We start from the raw sequence: 18,830 nt of genomic DNA, 5'->3' as shown, positions 1-18,830 counted from the left end.
CCAAATCAGAAAAGTCACATCTTTTTCGATAAAATTTGCAAATGGCCATGATAGAGGGCATAGTTTCCCCCTTCTAAAGGATTACAGACACGGTCGTGCCCATGCTAAAGCGCTTCGCACCCCTCGTGCCCCTCGCACTCTTGACCCTCTTGATTGGCTGCGCGGCACAAAGCCCGGTTTCCCAGCCTCAGGATCACACCCCAGTCGCCTCGCAGTCGGCGACCAAGGCTAACGCTTCGGCTTCCTCCGTCTTCGGCGAACAGGAAGAACTGGCCACTGAAGACGACCTTCAGGCGTTCTCCAGCAACAGCAAACCGTATCAACTGCCAGTTCTTGCGGACAGCATCCTCGAGCGCGGCATGTCGTTGATCGGCACCCGCTACCGCTTCGGTGGTACCTCGCAAGCATCCGGTTTCGACTGCAGCGGTTTCATCGGCTACCTGTTCCGCGAAGAGGCAGGCATGACCTTGCCGCGCTCGACCCGCGAAATGATCAACGTCGATGCACCCAAGGTTGCCCGCAACAAGCTCAAGCCAGGCGACCTGCTGTTCTTCAGCACCAACGGCCGTGGCCGTGTCAGCCATGCCGGCATCTATCTGGGTGACAACCAGTTCATCCACTCCAGCAGCCGCCGCAGCGGTGGTGTGCGCATCGACAGCCTCGGTGACCGTTACTGGAGCAAGACCTTCATTGAAGCCAAGCGTGCCTTGGCCATGGCGCCGACCACCAATATCGCGCGCAACTGATATCAAAATGATGTACCCTGCCGCGGCGGCGATGCTTTGAAAAAAAGCTCGCCGCCGTGCGCATTTACAGAATGCGTCTAATCTAAATTCTCAACACTTTTCGGCTGCGGCCTGCGGTCTCAGACAGGATGTTTTGGCCATGAAGATGATGGCGCGCTTCGCATTCCTTTCCCTGGTGGCATTGCTTGCTGCCTGCTCCAGCCGTGCCCCGGCACCGGCTCCCGTCGTTCAGCCAAAAATCACCTACAGCCAACCGGATGGGTCGCCCATTGCGGATGATGTGCTGATCCGCGCGATCGGCCTGGTGGGTACGCCGTACCGGTGGGGCGGCAACACGCCCGACTCGGGTTTCGATTGCAGTGGCCTGATCGGCTATGTCTACCGCGATGCCGCGGGCATCAGCCTGCCGCGCTCCACGCGCGAGATGATCGTCATGCGTGCCCCGACTGTGAACATGAACGCGCTGCAGTCTGGTGACCTGGTGTTCTTCGCCACCAGTGGCGGGTCGCAGGTCAGCCATGCCGGTATCTATGTGGGGGAGGGCCGCTTCGTGCATGCGCCGTCCACGGGCGGCACTGTGCGCCTGGATTACCTGTCGAACAGCTATTGGTCGAAGGCCTACCTGCAGGCAAAAAGGGTGATCCCACAAGGGCATCTGGCGCAGAACCCTTGATCGAGCCAGGCGCTACGGCGCCTTGCTGACTCGCCACACCACATTCCCGACATCGTCCGCCACCAGCACGCCACCGCGCTGGTCGTTGATCACCCCCACCGGTCGCCCCATGGCTTTGCCGTCACCATCGAGAAAGCCGGTCAGCAGATCGACCGGTTTACCGCTCGGCTTACCTGCACGGTTGAACGGTACGAATATTACCTTGTAACCACTGTGTGGCTTGCGGTTCCACGAGCCATGCTGGCCGACGAATGCGCCGTTGTCGAACGGGGGCGGCAATACGCCAGGTTGGGCGAACGCCAGCCCCAACGAGGCGGTATGTGGGCCTACTGCGTAATCTGGCACCAACGCCCGGGCTACTTTCTGCGGATCCTGCGGTTTGACGCGTTCATCGACATGCTGCCCGTAGTAGCTGTAAGGCCATCCATAGAATCCGCCATCCTTGACCGAAGTGATGTAGTCCGGCACCAGGTCACTGCCAATCTCGTCACGCTCGTTGACCGCGGTCCACAAGGCGCCGGTATGCGGCTCCCAGGCCAGGCCGTTGGGGTTGCGCAAGCCTGAGGCAAAAATCCTGTGCGTGCCGCTTGCGGCATCGACTTCCCAGATCGCCGCACGTCCCTGCTCCTGGTCCAGGCCGTTCTCGCCGACATTGCTGTTCGAGCCCACGGTCACATACAGCTTCTTGCCATCGGCGCTGGCAATCACGTTCTTGGTCCAATGGTGGTTGAGCCTGCCGCCGGGCAACTCGACAACTGCCTTGCCGGGCTCGCGAATCTGCGTGGCCCCGGGCGAGTAATGAAAACGCAGCAGCCTGTCGGTGTCGGCGACATAGAAGTCCTTGCCGACCAAGGCCATGCCGAACGGTGAGTTGAGCCCTTCGATGAAGGTCGTGCGCAGCTCGGCAATGCCGTCACGGTCGGCATCACGCAGCAGGGTAATGCGGTTGGCGCTGGGCACCGCAGCGCCAGCGCGCTTCATCGCTTTGCCCATCACCCAGCCACGGATGCCCTTGCCATCATCGGGCTTGGGCGGGGCATTGGTCTCGGCCACCAGCACGTCGCCATTGGGCAGCACGTACAGCCAGCGCGGATGGTCGAGCTTGTCGGCGAAGGCTGTCACTTGCGTCCCAGTGGCGGCTTTGGGCTTGCCGCCATCCGGCCAGCCGATGGCAGGCGCGATGTTGACGGTCGGGATCAGCGTCGGGTTGGGCGCGGGCAATTGCGGTGTGGGCCCACTACCTGCGTCCACGCTCAGGAGGGCGGTATCGCCACAGCCCGCCAGGCAGGCGCTGAACACCCAAGGTAAGAAGATACCGATGCGTTTCATAGGCGCCGCCCTCCGACGATGGTCGCTCAGTATTGAGAGCGCGGCCATGCATGACTGGTTCAGCGCGCGGCAGCAGGCATCTACCACTCTGTGCGGGCTCAGGCAGCAAGGATGGTTGCCCGACAATCAACGCTTGGAGTGGAGCATGAGCGGTATCAACGACAAAGCGCGCCGCAGCCTGGAAGCAATGGACGCAGCCGCGCCCCTGGTGCAACTACTGGATGCCATCATCCGCGATTTCCCTGACCCCTATGCGCTGGCTGGCCAGCGCGCAGCGCGCATCTTGCGCAAGCACACCGGCCGGGATATGGACCCGCGGTTCGTCTGGTGGCACCAGTTCAACACCGAGAGTTCCAGCCCCCGCGCATTCACCGGCTGGCAGCACAGCGGCCCGCCACAGAAATCCATGCTGATGGACGAGCTGGTGATCAACCGATTCGATGTCTACTTCCAGGATGCCAGCGACGAACTGGACATGCGCGGTGGCTTTTATCGTCAGGGGCCGCATGCGACGACCTATGATGAGCGCAATGAAGTGCCGATGCTGGGCAGTGAGGTACAGCAGGATTTGTGGGCGCTGGATTTTGCGGTGCTGTATCGCGCCGAAGTGGAGCGATTCTGGTCGACCTATAGTGCCAATTTTCGGGTGATGGCCAAGTTCAAACTGCTCGGGCAGGGGGCCACTGCCCTGAGTGGCGACAGGATCTCGCTGCTCGATTGGCAGCGCCTGCGTGCCATGACCAGCGACGATTTGGCCCATGACATCTTGCCGACACTGGCGGGGCTGCAGCGGGATGCGACGCGCAACGTCATGACGGTCAATCGCTACGTATTCGGTGACGGTGACAGATGGTGCCTGTTCAGCCTGGTAGCGCCGGACGGCCGGGTGCTGGCATTCATGCCCTGGTCGGATGAGGCCATTAAAGGGTTCGACAGCGAGGCGGCGATGGCGAGCTGGCTCTGCCGGCAGTTGCAGTCCAGCAGCACGCTCGATGCGTTCGTCATCGGCGCCCATAGCAAGCCCGACGATTCAGCCGCCAAACGCCTGATCAAGGTGCATCTGCAAGGGATTGCCGGGAGCCGCTCGGACGAAGCCGCATTGATGGCCTTGTCGCTGTTCAAGCGCCCGCTAGGCAAGGATTTATTCACCTATCTCGCCGAGCAGGCCGAGGTCGAAATGCGGGGGCATGCCCACCTGATGCAGGACAATGCCGGCCTGCGCAAAGCCATGTTCAGTGGTTATCTATCTGCATTTCTGGGTGTCTTTGGCGGCCTTGCGCCCTTGGGTTGGCCCATGTCACTCATGCTGCTCGGCGCCAGCGCCGGCAAAGTGGCGCTGAACATCGATGCGGCGTTGCACGCGCAAGACGAGGAGGGCCGCAAGCGGGCGCTGCGCGCGGCAATGTTCGAAAGCCTGTTCGCGAGCTTGAACCTGGTGGATATCAGCTTCCAGTCGAGTTTTGCCTCACTGTCTTACGAGGCGCCCCCGCATGAAACCGGCGTGTCGCTCCAGCACTGGCAAGTGGCGGATGCGTCGACGTTGCCCGCCGAAGTGCGCGATGGCAACGCCTTGCTCGCTGGGGAGGCTGGGCAATCGGGCCGTTTGCGCGGTGTCCATGTCAATGGCGATGGCAGTTGCTGGATTACCATGGAAGGCTTGCCATACCGCGTACGTTACAGCCACGAGCTGGCGGTGTGGCTGGTGGTTTCGGCGGATAACCCGTTTGCCTTCAGCCCGCTTCACCCGGTGCGTGTGAACGAGGCGGGTGAGTGGGAGTTGCTGGCGCCACCGCGGCTGCTAGCCGGTGCTCCTCCGGCAGTGGATGGCATGCAGAGCATGCATTCGCAGTTCTGGGATACCTATACGCTTGCCAATGGACCCCAAAGTAAAAGCCTGTCCAAGTATGCATTGGGGCGCCAGGAGGATGTGTTGAGTGATTGGCCAATTGCTGAGCTGGAGCCCGGGCGCTCGCCTGATCTGGACGGGCGTGGCATGGACTGTGTGATGACAGGTGGCCAAACGCACTATTCCTTCCGCTACAAGCGCAAATACTTCAATGCGCTGATCGACTACTACACCAGCGACGAGTCGAAGGTTAATGACGTGTTCCGCGCGGGAAACTATCGATTTGGCGATGAGGATGACTATATCGCCGACCTTGCCAGCAGCCTTGAGCGGCTGCCTAAAAGCAATCACGTCAGGCTATACCGGGGTGGCCACCGCTCGCGAAGTACCGGCGGTGACCGCTACCGAAGCGGTGAGGTGCGGGTTGGCGATGTACTGGTCAATACCGATTTCACCTCGTTTACCGAAAACCCCTACATGGCCGCCGAGTTCGCGTGTTTGCCTTACCCCAATGCGCCAGGCGGCTTGCAAGGTGTGTTCGATGACAGCTCGGTGGTGTTCGAAATGCCTGCAGGGGAGTACCACAGCGCAACACCGATCAGCGCATTTTCGTCCTTTCCCGAGGAGGCCGAGACCCTGTTCCTGCCTGGCAACTACTTGCGCATCGACAGCTTGCAGCAGATTTATGGCGAACATTACCGCTTCATCAAAGTCACGCTGAAGCAGGTCGCCAAGCCTGCGTCGGGCCCGGTGTACGACTTGCGCACAGCGCTCCCCTTCGACATGGAGGCGTATAGCGCGCGGTTCAGAACCCCTGCGCTGGTGCGCCGTTTCTTCCCGGAGTAGTGCCTCGATAACAGCCTAGCCAACCTCTTCCAGGTCCAGATGGTCGATGCGCTCGAAGCGCTCGATCAGAAAGTCGATCAGCCGCCGCACCCGTGCCGACAGGTGCAACTGCTGCGGGTACACCGCATACACGTCGGCGCGGGTTGGCGTCTGGTCTTCCAGTAACAGGCGCAAGCGCCCGCTGCGCACGTAGCGGGCGATGTCCCACTCGGCGCGCAGCAGAATGCCGTGGCCCTGCAGCGCCCAGTTCAGGGCCACTTCACCGTCGTTGCAGCTAAGTGCGCCCTGCACCTTGATGTTCTGCGTACGGCCACCGTTGGTAAAGCTCCACACCCCATAAGGCGATTCATTCTGGCGCAGGAAGATGCAGTTGTGCTGGGCCAGGTCTGCCAGTTTAAGTGGCGTGCCGTGCTTCTCCAGGTACAGCGGCGAGGCGCACAGCAAGCGGCGGTTGGAGGCGATCTTGCGGGCATGGAAGGAGGCATCCGGCAGGCTGCCGAAGCGAATCCCCAGGTCGAAGCCATGGCTGGCCAGGTCCAGCGGATGGTCGCTGATTTCCAGTTGCACCTCGATGTCCGGGTAGCGGGCATAGAAGTCTGCCAAGGCTGGGCCGATGTAGCGGCGGCCAAAGCCCAGCGAGGCGTTCACCCGGATCAGGCCTTTGGGCTCGGCGCGGTGGCGGCCGATCAGTTGTTCCACTTCGTCGACCTGCGCGAGGATGCGCGCCGCATGAGCAAAATACAGCTCACCCTCTGCGGTCAGGCTCATGGAGCGGGTGGTGCGATTGACCAGCCGTACGCCCAGGCGTGCCTCCAGCGCCGCCAGGCGCTTGCTCACCGCCGGTGGTGTTACGCCCAGCTCGCGTGCCGTGGCGGCCAGGCTGCCTTGCTTGGCCAGCAGGTGGAAGAAGCCCAGGTCCTGTGTCGGATTCATCATTAACCCATGGTTACTTAAGAGGTGATCCAGGGTTAACTGCTGCCCTGTGTTCACTACATATACTCGGCTCATCCCCGCCAGCACAAGTTCGGCGGGCCACAATAAGCAGGGGAGTCGAGGCATGAACAACTACAAGATCGCGGCAATTCCAGGTGATGGCATTGGCGTAGAAGTGATCGCCGCAGGTGTGGAGGTGCTGCAGGCACTGGCTGCCAAGCGCGGCAGCTTCGGCATCGATTTCGAGCATTTCGACTGGGGCTCGGAGCGTTACTTGCGCGAAGGCCAATACATCCCTGCCGGTGGCCTGGAGAAACTCAAGACCTTCGATGCCATCTTCTTTGGCGCGGTGGGCAGCCAGGAGGTGCCGGACCATGTGTCGCTGTGGGGCCTGCGCCTGCCGATCTGCCAGGGCTTCGATCAGTTCGCCAACGTGCGCCCGGCCCGTGTGCTGCCGGGGGTGACCAGCCCATTGGCCAAGGGTAAGGCGATCGACTGGGTGATCGTGCGCGAGAACTCCGAAGGCGAATATTCCGGCAGTGGCGGCCGTGTTCACCAGGGCTTGCCGATCGAAGTGGCCACCGAGGTTTCGACGTTCACCCGCGTCGGCGTCGAGCGCATCCATCGCTTTGCGTTCGACCTGGCCCGCACACGGCCGGCCAAGCACCTGACCCTGGTGACCAAGTCCAACGCCCAGCGCCATGGCATGGTGCTGTGGGACGAGGTATTCGAGGACGTGGCCAAGGACTACCCGGATGTACGCACCACCCGCGAACTGGTGGATGCGGTGACCACCACCATGGTACTCAAGCCCGAGCAGTTGGATGTGGTAGTGGCCACCAACCTGCATGCCGACATCTTGTCGGACCTGGCTGCCGCGTTGTCCGGCAGCCTGGGCATCGCGCCCACCGCCAACCTCAACCCCGGCCGCGACTTCCCGTCGATGTTCGAGCCGATCCACGGTTCGGCCTTCGACATCACCGGCAAGGGTGTGGCCAACCCCATTGCCACCTTCTGGACCGCGGTGATGATGCTCGAGCACCTGGGGGAGGAGGCTGCCGCTCGCGAACTGATGGCGGCGATCGAGGCGGTGACCGAGAGTGGCGTGCACACGCCTGACCTGGGGGGCAAGGCGACCACCCGTGAAGTGACCGATGCGGTGCTGGCGCTGATTCGTCGCTAAGCGTGATGGCCCATCGTCGGTACACCGACGATGGGCTCCGTGAAATCGCCCCCGTTCGATTGACGCTCCCCATTCAACCCTCTAACCTTCGCGCGTGTTTCAGGTGCCCTGCCAGCCTCGACTGGGCAGGGTGAAACTGGGAAGCCGGTGGGCGCCAGCATGGCGCGAGTCCGGCGCTGCCCCCGCAACGGTAGGTGAGTAAAAAGCCGCGCACGGCCACTGGATGCCCGCATCCGGGAAGGCGCGCAGGCCCGGGCCGACGCCCGCTCACAAGCCCGGAGACCGGCCTGTCACTGCCAACGGCATCACGGAGGGTGATGCGCGGTGCACCGTGGCGTCTGGCCATGGCTCCTGCGCGCTCTCCGCTTGCCTGTCTATCGACCTGTCGCCGCTGCTTCGCGTGGCGCCAGCCTGCGGAGTACCCCCATGAGCGAACCCACCGAACGCGACGAACGCCACCTGGCGCGCATGCAGCGCAAGAAGGCGGTCATCGACGAACGTATCGCCAATTCCCCCAACGAATGCGGCCTGCTGCTGGTGCTCACCGGCAACGGCAAGGGCAAGAGCAGCTCGGCATTCGGCATGCTCGCCCGCGCCTTGGGGCATGGCATGCAATGCGGCGTGGTGCAGTTCATCAAGGGCCGCAACAGCACCGGCGAAGAGCTGTTCTTCCGTCGCTTCCCCGAGCAGGTGCGTTACCACGTGATGGGCGAGGGCTTTACTTGGGAAACCCAGGACCGCCAGCGCGACATTGCCGCTGCCGAAGCGGCCTGGCACGTTTCGCGCCAGCTGCTGCAGGACCCGAGCGTGCAGTTCGTGGTGCTCGATGAGCTGAACATCGCCCTCAAGCACGGCTACCTCGACCTCGACCAGGTGCTTTCCGACATCCAGGCGCGGCCACCGATGCAGCATGTGATCGTCACTGGCCGCGCGGCCAAGCCCGAAATGATCGAGCTGGCCGACACCGTCACCGAGATGGGCATGCTCAAGCATGCGTTCCAGGCGGGCATCCGCGCGCAGAAGGGCGTCGAACTGTGAGCCACACGCGACATTGCCCGGCCGTATTGATCGCGGCCCCGGCGTCTGGCCAGGGCAAGACCACCGTGACTGCGGCCCTGGCCCGGCTGCACCGCAACCTCGGGCGCAAGGTCCGGGTGTTCAAGTGCGGGCCTGATTTTCTCGACCCGATGATCCTCGAGCGCGCCAGCGGTGCGCCGGTGTACCAGCTCGACCTGTGGATGATTGGTGCGGAGGAAAGCCGTCGACTGCTGTGGGACGCGGCAGGCGAGGCCGACCTGATCCTGATCGAAGGGGTCATGGGGCTGTTCGACGGCACGCCGTCGAGCGCCGACCTGGCGCGCCACTTCGGCGTGCCGGTGCTGGCAGTGATCGATGGCACGGCCATGGCCCAGACCTTCGGCGCCCTGGCCTTGGGCCTTGCGCGCTACCAGGCCGACCTGCCGTTTGCCGGCGTACTGGCCAACCGGGTCGGCAGCCTGCGCCATGCGCAACTGCTCGAAGGCAGTTTGACCGAAGGCTTGCGCTGGTATGGCGGCCTGTCGCGCGAGCGCGGCATCGAGCTGCCCAGCCGCCACCTGGGGCTGGTGCAGGCCAGCGAGCTGAATGACCTGGATGCTCGCCTGGACGCTGCCGCCGAAGCACTGGGCAGCAGCTGCGACGCCGCGCCGCCGCCGCCGGTGGCGTTCGCCGAGCCTGAGCCGCAGCCGAGCGCCGCGTCGCTGGCCGGTGTGCGCATCGGCGTGGCCAAGGACGAAGCGTTTGCCTTCACCTACGGCGCCAACCTCGACCTGCTGCGCAACCTGGGCGCACAACTGGCATTCTTCTCGCCGCTGCACGACCGTGAACTGCCGGCCGTCGATAGCCTGTACCTGCCGGGTGGCTACCCCGAGCTGCATCACCATGCGCTGGCCGCCAACGCGACGATGTGTGAGGCCATCCGTGCCCACCACGGCGCTGGCAAACCGCTGCTGGCCGAATGCGGCGGCATGCTTTATCTGCTCGATGCCCTGACCGACGTTGCCGGTGAACGAGCGGCGCTGGTCGGCCTGCTACCGGGCGAAGCGACCCTGCAAAAACGCCTGGCGGCCCTGGCCTTGCAAGCTGTGGAACTGCCGGAAGGTACTTTGCGCGGGCACACCTACCACCATTCGCTGACCAGCACCGAACTGGAACCGATCGCCCGTGGCCTGAGCCCCAACGGTGGGCGCGGCAACGAGGCGGTCTATCGCCTGGGCCGGCTCACCGCGTCCTACGTGCACTTCTATTTCCCGTCCAACCCAGAGGCGGCGGCGGCGCTGTTGCGACCATGAGCGAACACGCTTTCAGTGAGGCCGAGCGTGCCGCCGTCTACCGCGCCATCGGCGAGCGCCGTGACATGCGCCACTTTGCCGGCGGCACGGTCGCCCCTGACGTGCTCGGCCGCCTGCTCGGCGCCGCACATCAGGCACCCAGCGTGGGCCTGATGCAGCCGTGGCGCTTCATTCGCATCCGCCAGGGCGACCTGCGCGCGCGCATCCAGGCGCTGGTGGAACAAGAGCGGGTGCGCACGGCCGACGCCTTGGGTGAGCGCACCGACGAATTCATGAAGCTCAAGGTCGAAGGCATCAACGACTGCGCCGAATTGTGGGTAGCCGCCTTGATGGACAACCGCGAACCGCACATTTTCGGCCGCCGCACCCTGCCGGAAATGGACCTCGCCTCGCTGGCCTGCGCCATTCAGAACCTGTGGCTGGCGGCCCGTGCCGAAGGCTTGGGGATGGGCTGGGTCTCGTTGTTCGACCCACAGGCACTGGCCGAGCTGCTGGGTATGCCTGCCGGGGCCAAGCCGGTCGCTGTACTGTGCCTTGGCCCTGTTACCGAATTTTATCCGGCACCGATGCTGGTGCTGGAAAACTGGGCCGAAGAACGGCCCTTGAGCGACATGCTGTTCGAGAACCAATGGGGAGAGCGCCCATGAGCGTGGCCTTGCTGACCGTGGCCGGCGTGGCCCTGGATGCCTTGCTGGGCGAACCGCAGCGGCGCCACCCGCTGGTAGCTTTCGGCAACCTGGCGTCCAACCTGGAGCGGCGCCTGAATGCCGGTGGGCGAGGCTGGCGCAGCCATGGCGTGAGTGCCTGGTTCCTGGCCGTGGTGCCCTTGACCCTGGTGGCGCTGATCCTGTCCTGGCTGCCCTATATCGGCTGGCTGGTGGACGTGCTGGCGCTGTATTGCGCGCTGGGCCTGCGCAGCCTCGGCGAGCACGTGCTGCCCGTTGCCAGCGCCTTGCGCCAGGGCGACCTGGAGGAGGCGCGGCGGCGTGTCGGCTACCTGGTGAGCCGCGAAACCCGCGAGCTCGATGAGCCCGCCGTGGCCCGGGCCGCGACCGAGTCGGTGCTGGAGAACGGCAGCGATGCGGTGTTCGCCGCGCTGTTCTGGTTCATCGTCGCCGGCGCGCCGGGCGTGGTGCTGTACCGCCTGAGCAATACCCTGGATGCCATGTGGGGCTACCGCAACGAACGCTTCGAGCGCTTCGGCTGGTGCGCCGCGCGCATCGATGATGTGCTCAACTATATCCCTGCAAGGCTGGTGGCGCTGAGCTATGCATTGCTCGGCAAGACCCGCCTGGCGCTGGCCTGCTGGCGCAAGCAGGGGCCATTGTGGGACAGCCCCAATGCGGGCCCGGTGATGGCGGCGGGCGCCGGTGCTTTGGGTGTCGAGCTCGGCGGCCCGGCGGTGTATCACGGCGAACTGCACGAGCGCCCGTGCCTGGGCGAAGGGCCGATGGCCGATGCCGATGCCATCGAGCGCGGCTGGAGCCTGGTGCAGCGTGGCGTATGGCTGTGGCTGTTGGTGATCTGCGTGGGAGCGTACCTGAATGCTTGAGCACGGTGGCCGCCTGTTACGGGCGGTGCGGCAATACGGGATTGCGCGTGAGGCCTGGCTCGACCTGTCCAGCGGCATCGCGCCGTGGCCTTACCCGATCCCGCCGATCCCGATGGACGCCTGGGCGCGCCTGCCCGAGACGGAGGACGGCCTCGAGGCGGCGGCGCGCGCCTATTACGGCGCCCGCCAGCTGTTGGCGGTGGCCGGCTCCCAGGCGGCGATCCAGGCGTTGCCCCAGCTGCGCCCCAGTGGCCGGGTCGGGGTGCTATCGCCTTGCTACGCGGAGCATCCGCAGGCCTGGCAGCGGGCAGGGCATACCCTGATCGAGCTGCAGGAAGGGCAGGTCGACGCGACCCTCGACAGCCTCGATGTGCTGGTGCTGGTCAACCCGAACAACCCGACCGGCCACCGTGTGCCCCGGGACCGACTGCTCGCGTGGCATGCCCGCTTGGCCGAGCGGGGCAGTTGGCTGGTGGTCGATGAAGCCTTCATGGACAACACCCCCGAACACAGCGTGGTCGAGTGTGCCGAACGCCCCGGGCTGATCGTGCTGCGCTCGTTCGGCAAGTTCTTCGGCCTGGCGGGTGTTCGATTGGGCTGTGTCGCTGCCGAACTGCCCCTGCTGCAACGCCTGGCCGACCTGCTGGGCCCGTGGACCGTCAGTGGCCCCACGCGCGTGCTGGCCCAGGCTTGCTTCGCCGACCCGGCAGCGCATCAGGCGCAGATCGAGCGCTGCGCCCAGGCCAGCGCACGATTGGCCCTGTTGCTGGAGAGCACCGGGCTGGCACCTGCAGGTAGCTGCGACCTGTTCCAGTACGTGCGCAGCGAGCGTGCCGCGCACCTGCATGACTTTCTTGCCCGCCGCGGCATCCTCGTGCGCCTGTTCCAGCAGCCTCCCGCCGTGCGCCTGGGGCTGCCCGCCTGCGCGGCCGATGAACAGCGCTTGGCCCAGGCCCTGGCCGATTATCAGAAGGAAACGGCATGACCACCCTCATGGTGCAAGGCACCACCTCCGATGCCGGCAAGAGCACGCTGGTCACCGCGCTGTGCCGCTGGCTGCTGCGCCAGGGCGTCGCCGTGGTGCCGTTCAAGCCACAGAATATGGCGCTCAACAGCGCGGTGACCGCCGACGGTGGCGAGATCGGCCGTGCCCAGGCGGTGCAGGCCCAGGCCTGCCGGCTGGCGCCGCACACCGACATGAACCCGGTGCTGCTCAAGCCCAACAGCGACACCGGCGCCCAGGTGATCATCCATGGCCGCGCGGTCACCAGCATGAACGCGGTGGCTTATCACGACTACAAGGCCATCGCCATGCGGGCGGTGCTGGCCTCCCATGAGCGCCTGAGCGCCGGGTATCCGGTGGTGATGGTCGAAGGGGCGGGCTCGCCTGCCGAGATCAACCTGCGCGCCGGTGACATCGCCAACATGGGCTTTGCCGAGGCGGTTGACTGCCCGGTGATCCTGGTGGCCGACATCAATCGCGGCGGGGTCTTCGCCCACCTGGTCGGCACCCTCGAACTGCTGTCGGCGAGCGAGCAGGCGCGGGTCAAGGGTTTCGTCATCAACCGTTTCCGCGGTGACATCGCCTTGCTGCAGCCGGGCCTGGACTGGCTCGAACAGCGCACAGGCAAACCGGTGCTGGGCGTGCTGCCGTATGTCACCGACCTGCACCTGGAGGCTGAGGACGGCATCGATGTGCGCCAGGCAGCCAAGGACGAGCGCGTGCTCAAGGTGATCGTCCCGGTGCTGCCGCGCATCAGCAACCACACCGATTTCGACCCGTTGCGCCTGCACCCGCAGGTCGACCTGCAGTTCATCGGCCCCGGCCAGCCAATTCCTCCAGCCGACCTGATCATCCTGCCAGGCTCCAAGAGCGTGCGCGGCGACCTGGCGCAACTGCGCGAACGCGGTTGGGACGCCGCCATCGCCCGGCACCTGCGCTATGGCGGCAAGCTCATTGGCATTTGCGGTGGCCTGCAGATGCTCGGCCGCAACGTGCACGACCCGCTCGGCCTGGAAGGCACTGCAGGCTCCAGCCCGGGGCTTGGCCTGCTCGACTACGCGACGACACTCGAAGCCGAGAAGCAATTGCGCAACGTGGCCGGGGTGTTGAGCCTTGAGCAAGCGCCGGTTGGCGGTTATGAAATCCATGCCGGCGTCACCCACGGCCCTGCGTTGGAGCACCCTGCCGTGCAACTGGCCGATGGCCGCAGCGATGGCGCTATCAGCGCTGACGGTCAGATTTTCGCCACCTACCTGCATGGCCTGTTCGAAGGCAGCCAGTCGTGCGCCGCGCTGCTGCGCTGGGCGGGGCTGGAGAACGTGCAGCCGATCGACTACGAGGCCCTGCGCGAGCGCGACATCGAGCGCTTGGCCGACCTGGTGGAAAAGCACCTGGATACCGCGTACCTGCGAACATTGTGTGGAGTCGCCTGACATGCGCAACCTGATCCTCGGCGGCGCCCGTTCGGGCAAGAGCCGCCTGGCTGAACAGTTGGCTGCCGACAGCGGCCTGCCGGTGACCTACATCGCCACCAGCGAACCGCTGGATGGCGAAATGAACGAACGCGTACGCCTGCACCGCCAGCGCCGCCCAGGCGACTGGGGGCTGATCGAAGAGCCCCTGGCCCTGGCCGCCGTGTTGCGCGCTGAAGCTGCCGAAGGCCGCTGCCTGCTGGTGGACTGCCTGACCCTGTGGTTGACCAACCTGCTGATGCTCGAGGACGACCAGCGCCTGGCCCAGCAGCGCGATGCGCTGCTCGACTGCCTGGAGCAGTTGCCCGGCACCCTCATCCTGGTCAGCAACGAAACCGGCCTGGGCGTGGTGCCCATGGGCGAGCTGACCCGGCGCTATGTCGACCTGGCCGGCTGGCTGCACCAGGCCGTCGCCGAACGCTGCCAGCGCGTGGTACTGACCGTCGCTGGCCTGCCCCTGATGCTCAAAGGACCTGCACTATGAACCCGACCTGGTGGCGTGACGCCTGCCAACCTCTCGACACCGCTGCCATGGACCAGGCCCGCGCCCGTCAGCAGCAGCTGACCAAACCGGCCGGCTCGCTCGGCCAGCTGGAAGGCCTGGCGGTGCAACTGGCCGGCCTGCAGGGGCGTGAACGACCGACCCTGGACCAGGTCGCCATCACTATTTTTGCCGGTGACCATGGCGTGGTGGAGGAGGGCATCTCGGCCTACCCGCAAGCGGTGACCGGGCAGATGCTGCGCAACTTCGTCGGCGGCGGCGCGGCGATCAGCGTGCTGGCGCGCCAGCTGCAGGCCAGCCTCGAAGTGGTCGACCTGGGGACTGTTGACCCGGCGCTGGCGCTGCCGGGTGTGCGCCACCTGCACCTGGGGGCCGGTACCGCTAACTTCGCCCGCGAGCCAGCGATGACCGATGCGCAACTGCGGGCGGCGCTGCAGGCCGGCCGTGACAGCGTGCAGCGCGCAGCCGAGAACGGTGCCCAGCTGTTCATCGGTGGCGAGATGGGCATCGGCAACACAACGGCCGCCGCGGCCCTGGCCAGTACGCTACTGGCCTGCCCTGCGCGCGACCTGAGTGGCCCGGGTACTGGCCTGGATAACGCCGGGGTACGGCACAAGGCTGAAGTGATCGAGCGCGCCCTGGTGCTGCACGGCCTGCGTGCCGACGACCCGCTGCAGGCGCTGGCCTGTGTCGGTGGCTTCGAGATCGCGGCCCTGGTCGGCGCCTACCTGGCCTGCGCGCAGCAGGGTATTGCCGTGCTGGTGGACGGCTTTATCTGCAGCGTCGCCGCACTGGTGGCGGTGCGCCTCAACCCGCAGTGCCGCGCCTGGCTGTTGTTCGCCCACCAGGGCGCCGAGCCTGGGCACAAGGCCTTGCTCGAAGCGCTGCAGGCCGAACCGCTGCTGGCGCTGGGCCTGCGCCTGGGTGAGGGCAGCGGTGCCGCCCTGGCCGTGCCGCTGATGCGCCTGGCCTGCGTGCTGCACGGGCAGATGGCGACCTTCGCCGAAGCGGCCGTGGCGGATCGCCCGGCATGATCATCGACCTGCTGCGCCACGGTGAGACCGAGCAGGGTGGCGGCCTGCGCGGCAGCCTGGATGATGCCCTGACCGAGCAAGGCTGGGCGCAGATGCGCGCGGCCGTGCGCGAGGGCGGGCCTTGGCAGGTACTGGTCAGCTCGCCTTTGCAGCGCTGCGCGCGGTTTGCCGATGAGCTGGGGGCGGGCTTGGGCTTGCCAGTGCAGCGCGAGGCCGACCTGCAAGAGTTGCATTTCGGTGAGTGGGAAGGGCGCAGCGCCTTGCAGGTCATGGAGACCCAAGCCGATGAGCTCGGCCAGTTCTGGGCCGACCCCTACGGCTTTACACCGCCTGGGGGCGAGCCTGTAAGCGCGTTCGCCGAGCGTGTACTGGCTGCAGTCGCCCGGTTGCATCGGCAACATGCCGGCAAGCGGGTACTGCTGGTCACCCATGGCGGCGTCATGCGCCTGCTGCTGGCGCGGGCGCGGGGTTTGCCCAGGGAGCAGTTGCTGCAGGTCGAGGTGGGGCACGGAGCGCTGATGCGTGTAAGGCTGCAGGAAGGCGGGCGACTGGAAGAGGTGCGCTGAAGTGCTGCCATTCTGGATCGCCCTGCAGTTTCTCAGCAGCCTGCCGGTACGTTTACCGGGGATGCCCGAGCCACGAGAGGTGGGACGTTCGTTGCTGTGCTATCCCCTGGTCGGCCTGCTGTTCGGCCTGATGCTGTGGCTGGCCAGCCATCTGCTGCAGGGCACCCCTGCGCCCTTGCATGCGGCCTTGCTGCTGACACTGTGGGTGCTGCTCAGCGGCGCGCTGCACCTGGACGGCCTGGCCGACAGTGCCGATGCCTGGCTGGGCGGGTTTGGCGACCGTGAGCGGACGTTGCAGATCATGAAGGATCCGCGCAGCGGGCCAATTGCCGTGGTGACCCTGGTGTTGGTGCTGCTGCTGAAGTTCTGTGCGCTGTGGGTGCTGGTCGAGCGCGGCGCTGGAGCGCTGCTGGTGCTGGCGCCAGTGGTAGGGCGTGCGGCGATGCTTGGCCTGTTCCTCCGCACCCCCTACGTGCGCCCGGGCGGCCTGGGGCAGGCGCTGGCCGAACACGTGCCGCGCCGCGCGGCGGGCTGGGTACTGCTGGGTAGCCTGCTGCTGTGCCTGGCGCTGGGAGGTTGGAGCGCGATCTGGCCGTTGGCAGTGGCGCTCGGCATGTTCTGCTGGTTGCGTCGGCTGATGTGTCAGCGGCTGGGCGGGACCACAGGCGATACTGCCGGGGCGATGCTGGAGCTGCTGGAGCTCGTTGTCGTATTGGCATTGGCGCTGGCGTTCTGAGTATCGGAATGTCAGCTGCAATTTCCAGTCATGTGATCGCAACCAGCTGCACTGGGCGTTTTACAGCTTCCGTGAAGACAGTTGGGATGGCATGGATTATGAGCTGGGTTCAGCCAAGGTTCCTTGGCGTTATTGGCAGGCCATGGAGCAGGGTACACCCGATCCTCTGGCGCGCAGTGCTACGGCTGAATTCGAGCCGATCCGTAAGCGCATGAATCCGGAATAACCATTGAAAAATCTTGCAACATCCAAGGTGCGGGTATATACACGTAATCATGTTGACCAGTGAATGCATCTGCACCCATCTGCGTCGCGCCGCCCGTGGGGTGAGCCGGCATTACGACGAAGCCCTTGTCGGCTTCGGTATCAATGTCGCCCAGTTTTCCCTGCTGCGTCATCTGCAGCGCCTCGACCGGCCGAGTATCACCACGCTGGCCGAGGCCATGGGGCTTGAGCGCAGCACCCTGGGCCGTAACCTGCGGGTGCTGGAAGCCGATGGCCTGGTAGCCCTGGCCGACGGTGACGACCAGCGCAACCGGGTGGTGGTGTTGACTGCGGCAGGGATAGAGCGCCTGCAAGCGGCCTACCCAGCCTGGGAACAGGCACAGCGGCGGTTGGTGGAGCAACTGGGTGAAGGGCAGCGTGACGAATTGGTGCGTTTGCTGGGTCAGCTGGGCTGATTGATTACGACTATAAGCGGGTATATACCCGCATAACCTTGCGATGTGCTGGAGATAACGACAATGACTTCGGTTTGGCGAACCAGCGGGTGGGTACTGACAGGGGCGGCGCTCATTTTGGCGTTGTCGCTCGGTGTCCGGCATGGCTTCGGCCTGTTCCTGGCGCCGATGAGCGCTGATTTCGGTTGGGGCCGGGAGGTGTTCGCCTTCGCCATCGCCCTGCAGAACCTCATCTGGGGCTTGGCCCAGCCGTTTGCCGGCGCACTGGCCGACCGCCTCGGCGCTGCCAAGGTCGTCATCATCGGTGGCATCCTTTATGCCGTCGGGTTGCTGCTGATGAGCACTGCAGATTCGGCCTGGTCGCTGTCGCTCAGTGCTGGGCTGCTGATCGGTATCGGCCTGTCCGGCACTTCCTTCTCGGTCATCCTGGGCGTGGTCGGCCGTGCCGTACCGGCAGAGAAACGCAGTATGGCCATGGGCATCGCCAGCGCAGCCGGGTCGTTCGGCCAATTCGCCATGCTACCCGGTACGCTCGGCCTGATCGAATCGCTGGGCTGGTCAGCCGCCTTGCTGGTGCTCGGCCTGCTGGTGGCATTGATCGTGCCTTTTGTCGGCCTGCTGCGTGACCGCCCGCTGCCCAGCCACGGTGCCGAACAGACGCTAGGCCAGGCGCTGCATGAAGCCTGCTCGCATTCAGGGTTCTGGCTGCTGGCCCTGGGCTTTTTTGTCTGCGGTTTCCAGGTGGTGTTCATTGGTGTGCACTTGCCTGCCTACCTGGTCGACCAGCATCTGGCGGCTACCACCGGCACCACCGTGCTGGCGCTGGTGGGGCTGTTCAATATCGTCGGTACCTATACGGCGGGCTGGCTGGGTGGGCGCATGTCCAAGCCGCGGCTGCTGACGGCGCTGTACCTGCTGCGCGCGGTGGTGATCGTGCTGTTCCTGTGGGCGCCGGTGACGCAGTTCAGCGCCTACCTGTTTGGTATCGCCATGGGCCTGCTGTGGCTCTCCACCGTGCCGTTGACCAATGGCACCGTCGCCTCGGTGTTCGGTGTGCGCAACCTGTCGATGCTGGGCGGCATCGTCTTCCTGTTCCACCAGCTGGGCGCCTTCCTCGGTGGCTGGTTGGGTGGAGTGGTGTATGACCGCACCGGCAACTACGACCTGGTCTGGCAGATATCGATCCTGCTCAGCCTGTTGGCCGCGGCACTTAACTGGCCAGTGAGCGAACGCCCGGTTGCCCGCCTGCAGGCGCAAGCCGCATGAACCGCTTTTTGGCCCAGGGGTTGGTGGCCTTGGCCGGTGCGTTGCTGCTGGTGCTGGCCTGGTGGGGCTGGCAGCAGGGCGGCATGGCGCTGATGCAACTGGGCATGGGCGTTTGTTAAGCGCTACCCTGCAA

The 18,830-nt window shown here is 65.2% G+C and carries 19 protein-coding genes, 1 pseudogene and 1 riboswitch; of the genes and pseudogenes, 18 read left to right on the top strand and 2 right to left on the bottom strand.

The window, feature by feature from the left end:
- Positions 1-101: 101 nt before the first annotated feature.
- Both ACIPIJ_RS24905 and ACIPIJ_RS24900 read left to right on the top strand, forming a co-directional pair.
- A complete protein-coding gene (locus ACIPIJ_RS24905; protein WP_401081866.1) occupies positions 102-746 on the top strand; it encodes a C40 family peptidase in 645 nt (214 codons plus the stop codon).
- A 139-nt stretch (positions 747-885) separates the two neighbouring features.
- Positions 886-1,419 carry a C40 family peptidase gene (locus ACIPIJ_RS24900; protein ID WP_401081863.1) on the top strand — a complete coding sequence of 178 codons (534 nt, stop codon included), beginning with the start codon at positions 886-888 and terminating at the stop codon, positions 1,417-1,419.
- A gap of 12 nt (positions 1,420-1,431) precedes the next feature.
- Here the strand turns inward: ACIPIJ_RS24900 and ACIPIJ_RS24895 are convergent, their stop codons facing one another.
- Complete coding sequence (locus ACIPIJ_RS24895; protein WP_401081860.1) at positions 1,432-2,748, bottom strand: PQQ-dependent sugar dehydrogenase; 1,317 nt, start codon at positions 2,746-2,748, stop codon at positions 1,432-1,434.
- Between the two features lie 145 nt (positions 2,749-2,893).
- Between ACIPIJ_RS24895 and ACIPIJ_RS24890 the strand changes: the two genes are divergently transcribed.
- Positions 2,894-5,440: a dermonecrotic toxin domain-containing protein gene (locus ACIPIJ_RS24890; protein ID WP_401081857.1), complete on the top strand. Its 2,547-nt coding sequence runs from the start codon at positions 2,894-2,896 to the stop codon at positions 5,438-5,440.
- Between the two features lie 15 nt (positions 5,441-5,455).
- Here the strand turns inward: ACIPIJ_RS24890 and ACIPIJ_RS24885 are convergent, their stop codons facing one another.
- Positions 5,456-6,373 carry a LysR family transcriptional regulator gene (locus tag ACIPIJ_RS24885; RefSeq protein WP_401081854.1) on the bottom strand — a complete coding sequence of 306 codons (918 nt, stop codon included), beginning with the start codon at positions 6,371-6,373 and terminating at the stop codon, positions 5,456-5,458.
- 124 nt (positions 6,374-6,497) lie between these two features.
- Between ACIPIJ_RS24885 and ACIPIJ_RS24880 the strand changes: the two genes are divergently transcribed.
- From ACIPIJ_RS24880 to ACIPIJ_RS24810, 15 genes and pseudogenes are all read left to right on the top strand, one after another.
- Positions 6,498-7,556, top strand: coding sequence for a tartrate dehydrogenase (locus ACIPIJ_RS24880; protein ID WP_401081852.1), 1,059 nt, complete (start codon positions 6,498-6,500; stop codon positions 7,554-7,556).
- 84 nt (positions 7,557-7,640) lie between these two features.
- Positions 7,641-7,862, top strand: a riboswitch (cobalamin riboswitch).
- Positions 7,863-7,982: 120 nt separating this feature from the next.
- On the top strand, positions 7,983-8,594 hold the full coding sequence (gene cobO / locus ACIPIJ_RS24875; RefSeq protein ID WP_401081850.1) for a cob(I)yrinic acid a,c-diamide adenosyltransferase: 612 nt from the start codon (positions 7,983-7,985) through the stop codon (positions 8,592-8,594).
- Complete coding sequence (locus tag ACIPIJ_RS24870) at positions 8,591-9,886, top strand: cobyrinate a,c-diamide synthase (protein WP_401081847.1); 1,296 nt, start codon at positions 8,591-8,593, stop codon at positions 9,884-9,886. Before cobO ends, ACIPIJ_RS24870 begins: the two co-directional genes overlap by 4 nt.
- A complete protein-coding gene (gene bluB, locus ACIPIJ_RS24865; protein WP_401081844.1) occupies positions 9,883-10,533 on the top strand; it encodes a 5,6-dimethylbenzimidazole synthase in 651 nt (216 codons plus the stop codon). Before ACIPIJ_RS24870 ends, bluB begins: the two co-directional genes overlap by 4 nt.
- Positions 10,530-11,438, top strand: coding sequence for an adenosylcobinamide-phosphate synthase CbiB (gene cbiB, locus ACIPIJ_RS24860; RefSeq protein ID WP_401081841.1), 909 nt, complete (start codon positions 10,530-10,532; stop codon positions 11,436-11,438). Before bluB ends, cbiB begins: the two co-directional genes overlap by 4 nt.
- Complete coding sequence (cobD, locus tag ACIPIJ_RS24855) at positions 11,431-12,423, top strand: threonine-phosphate decarboxylase CobD (protein ID WP_401081838.1); 993 nt, start codon at positions 11,431-11,433, stop codon at positions 12,421-12,423. The genes cbiB and cobD overlap by 8 nt, the downstream gene beginning before the upstream one ends.
- The gene (locus tag ACIPIJ_RS24850) at positions 12,420-13,874 is read left to right on the top strand and encodes a cobyric acid synthase (RefSeq protein WP_401081835.1); all 1,455 of its coding nucleotides are present in this window, start codon (positions 12,420-12,422) and stop codon (positions 13,872-13,874) included. The genes cobD and ACIPIJ_RS24850 overlap by 4 nt, the downstream gene beginning before the upstream one ends.
- Position 13,875: 1 nt before the next feature.
- Positions 13,876-14,397, top strand: a complete 522-nt coding sequence (cobU, locus tag ACIPIJ_RS24845) for a bifunctional adenosylcobinamide kinase/adenosylcobinamide-phosphate guanylyltransferase (protein WP_401081832.1) — start codon at positions 13,876-13,878, stop codon at positions 14,395-14,397.
- The gene (gene cobT / locus ACIPIJ_RS24840) at positions 14,394-15,449 is read left to right on the top strand and encodes a nicotinate-nucleotide--dimethylbenzimidazole phosphoribosyltransferase (RefSeq protein WP_401081829.1); all 1,056 of its coding nucleotides are present in this window, start codon (positions 14,394-14,396) and stop codon (positions 15,447-15,449) included. Before cobU ends, cobT begins: the two co-directional genes overlap by 4 nt.
- A complete protein-coding gene (gene cobC, locus ACIPIJ_RS24835) occupies positions 15,446-16,015 on the top strand; it encodes an alpha-ribazole phosphatase family protein (protein ID WP_401081827.1) in 570 nt (189 codons plus the stop codon). The genes cobT and cobC overlap by 4 nt, the downstream gene beginning before the upstream one ends.
- Before the next feature lies 1 nt (position 16,016).
- Positions 16,017-16,751 (top strand): adenosylcobinamide-GDP ribazoletransferase, encoded by a 735-nt coding sequence (locus tag ACIPIJ_RS24830; protein WP_401081824.1) that lies wholly within the window; start codon positions 16,017-16,019, stop codon positions 16,749-16,751.
- A gap of 34 nt (positions 16,752-16,785) precedes the next feature.
- Positions 16,786-16,977 (top strand): annotated as a pseudogene (locus ACIPIJ_RS24825) (glycosyl hydrolase); the annotation flags it as partial.
- Between the two features lie 49 nt (positions 16,978-17,026).
- A complete protein-coding gene (locus ACIPIJ_RS24820) occupies positions 17,027-17,431 on the top strand; it encodes a MarR family winged helix-turn-helix transcriptional regulator (RefSeq protein WP_401081821.1) in 405 nt (134 codons plus the stop codon).
- 63 nt (positions 17,432-17,494) lie between these two features.
- A complete protein-coding gene (locus ACIPIJ_RS24815) occupies positions 17,495-18,697 on the top strand; it encodes an MFS transporter (protein WP_401081819.1) in 1,203 nt (400 codons plus the stop codon).
- Positions 18,694-18,816, top strand: coding sequence for a hypothetical protein (locus tag ACIPIJ_RS24810; RefSeq protein WP_401081816.1), 123 nt, complete (start codon positions 18,694-18,696; stop codon positions 18,814-18,816). Before ACIPIJ_RS24815 ends, ACIPIJ_RS24810 begins: the two co-directional genes overlap by 4 nt.
- The last annotated feature ends 14 nt before the right edge of the window (positions 18,817-18,830 follow it).

Origin of the sequence: Pseudomonas sp. NPDC087185, assembly GCF_044744955.1 — a bacterium.
Taxonomy (GTDB): Bacteria; Pseudomonadota; Gammaproteobacteria; order Pseudomonadales; family Pseudomonadaceae; genus Aquipseudomonas.
This window is presented reverse-complemented; position numbering and strand designations above follow the sequence as displayed.

Excerpts from the sequence above, each read along its gene's own strand:
- ACIPIJ_RS24895 (WP_401081860.1), bottom strand. The coding sequence starts at position 2,748 with ATGAAACGCATCGGTATCTTCTTACCTTGGGTGTTCAGCGCCTGCCTG.
- ACIPIJ_RS24810 (WP_401081816.1), top strand. The coding sequence starts at position 18,694 with ATGAACCGCTTTTTGGCCCAGGGGTTGGTGGCCTTGGCCGGTGCGTTG.
- cbiB (WP_401081841.1), top strand. The coding sequence starts at position 10,530 with ATGAGCGTGGCCTTGCTGACCGTGGCCGGCGTGGCCCTGGATGCCTTG.
- ACIPIJ_RS24880 (WP_401081852.1), top strand. The coding sequence starts at position 6,498 with ATGAACAACTACAAGATCGCGGCAATTCCAGGTGATGGCATTGGCGTA.
- ACIPIJ_RS24820 (WP_401081821.1), top strand. The coding sequence starts at position 17,027 with ATGTTGACCAGTGAATGCATCTGCACCCATCTGCGTCGCGCCGCCCGT.
- ACIPIJ_RS24890 (WP_401081857.1), top strand. The coding sequence starts at position 2,894 with ATGAGCGGTATCAACGACAAAGCGCGCCGCAGCCTGGAAGCAATGGAC.
- bluB (WP_401081844.1), top strand. The coding sequence starts at position 9,883 with ATGAGCGAACACGCTTTCAGTGAGGCCGAGCGTGCCGCCGTCTACCGC.
- cobO (WP_401081850.1), top strand. The coding sequence starts at position 7,983 with ATGAGCGAACCCACCGAACGCGACGAACGCCACCTGGCGCGCATGCAG.
- cobD (WP_401081838.1), top strand. The coding sequence starts at position 11,431 with ATGCTTGAGCACGGTGGCCGCCTGTTACGGGCGGTGCGGCAATACGGG.
- ACIPIJ_RS24850 (WP_401081835.1), top strand. The coding sequence starts at position 12,420 with ATGACCACCCTCATGGTGCAAGGCACCACCTCCGATGCCGGCAAGAGC.
- ACIPIJ_RS24815 (WP_401081819.1), top strand. The coding sequence starts at position 17,495 with ATGACTTCGGTTTGGCGAACCAGCGGGTGGGTACTGACAGGGGCGGCG.
- ACIPIJ_RS24885 (WP_401081854.1), bottom strand. The coding sequence starts at position 6,373 with ATGAATCCGACACAGGACCTGGGCTTCTTCCACCTGCTGGCCAAGCAA.
- cobT (WP_401081829.1), top strand. The coding sequence starts at position 14,394 with ATGAACCCGACCTGGTGGCGTGACGCCTGCCAACCTCTCGACACCGCT.
- cobC (WP_401081827.1), top strand. The coding sequence starts at position 15,446 with ATGATCATCGACCTGCTGCGCCACGGTGAGACCGAGCAGGGTGGCGGC.
- cobU (WP_401081832.1), top strand. The coding sequence starts at position 13,876 with ATGCGCAACCTGATCCTCGGCGGCGCCCGTTCGGGCAAGAGCCGCCTG.
- ACIPIJ_RS24900 (WP_401081863.1), top strand. The coding sequence starts at position 886 with ATGAAGATGATGGCGCGCTTCGCATTCCTTTCCCTGGTGGCATTGCTT.
- ACIPIJ_RS24905 (WP_401081866.1), top strand. The coding sequence starts at position 102 with ATGCTAAAGCGCTTCGCACCCCTCGTGCCCCTCGCACTCTTGACCCTC.